This window comes from Rhodobacter sp. P2_H5 (assembly GCF_056403335.1).
On record NZ_JBFUFS010000056.1, the window covers coordinates 1 to 1267 of the forward strand.

The window sequence follows — 1267 nt, forward strand, 5'->3', positions numbered from 1 at the left end:
GTCTGGTGGGTGCGGCACGCGTGGGTGCTGAATTGCTGTTTGCGCCCGGTTTCCTGAAAGATTGGGTGATGCAGGGCAGTCCCCTTAAGCATCCCGGCTTTGTTGCCTTCCGTGCTGGCCTCGACATCACCCCGCCACCGCCAGTCTCTGTCCCGCCCCCAAGAAAAGGTGCGCCATGACCATCTCCGGCCTCGGCCCCCATGGCGAGCGCGCCGCCCCGCCTGAACGCGTGACCCTGCTGCCAGAGGACCGCGCTGCCGCCAAGGCGCGCGGCTTTCGCGTGGCAGTCGTGATGCATACGCTCGACAGCGACTGGGCAAGCCAGCAACTGTCTGGAATGGTCGGAAGATTTGGCGATTGCGGCACGGCGGTGACCCATGTCATCGACTGCGCTTTCTCGCCCTTGGCGCAGGTCGAGGCGCTGGACAGGCTGCTGTCGCAAAAGCCGGATGCCATCATCTCGTTGCCAGTGGCGAATGAAGAAGTGGCCTTCGCCCACGCGCGCCTCGCTGATGCCGGCATCAAGCTGGTCCTGCTGGACAATGTCCCCACCGGACTGCTGCCGGGACAGCATTACGGAACGCTGGTCTCCGCCGACAATTTCGGCCTTGGCAAGATCGCGGCCGAAGGTCTGTCGCCACGTCTGCCGCAAGGCGCCGAAGTCGGGCTTCTTGGCTATGCGGCGGATTTCTTCGCAACCAATGAGCGTGAAGTGGCCTTTGCCAAATGGATGCGGGCCCATCGCCCCGACGTGACCATCCGACAAGACGCCTTCGGCCGGATCGACGAAGCCACCCGCCGCACCCAGGCGATGCTGGCAGCATATCCAGATCTGGCAGGGCTTTTTGTGGTCTGGGACACGCCCGCGCTGAAAGCCGCCGAGGTTCTGCGGGACAAGTCACGGCCTATTCCCATCGCCACCGTAGATTTGGGCGAGGAGGTTGCGATCGGCCTAGCGCAGGGCGCACCCTTTTCGGTGATTGCGGCGCAACAACCTTATTTGCAGGGGGTCGCCGCAGCGCAGACAACGATCCTGACGCTGCTCGGCCGGCCAACCCCGGCCTGGATCGCCTTGCCCGGCATCGTCGTGACACGCAGCAATGTCGTGGAAAGTTACCAACGCATCTGGCGCAAGCCGGCGCCACAGTCGGTCTTGCAAGCCGTGGGCCTGATCCGCTGAACTCGCTCGCGTTGGCCCTGGATGCTTAGGTCGTTTCTGTTTGAGAGCCTCGCTACACTTCAGGTTCGCGTTTCAATCGGCTCGGGC

The 1267-nt window shown here is 63.7% G+C and carries 1 protein-coding gene; it reads left to right on the top strand.

Features of this window, described 5'->3' with window-relative positions; translation table 11 throughout:
* The first annotated feature begins 175 nt into the window (after positions 1–175).
* Positions 176–1180: a substrate-binding domain-containing protein gene (locus AC1DVR_RS23385; protein WP_478003024.1), complete on the top strand. Its 1005-nt coding sequence runs from the start codon at positions 176–178 to the stop codon at positions 1178–1180.
* Positions 1181–1267 lie beyond the last annotated feature (87 nt).

Coding starts and splice junctions, on each gene's coding strand:
- AC1DVR_RS23385 (WP_478003024.1), top strand. CDS start 176: ATGACCATCTCCGGCCTCGGCCCCCATGGCGAGCGCGCCGCCCCGCCT.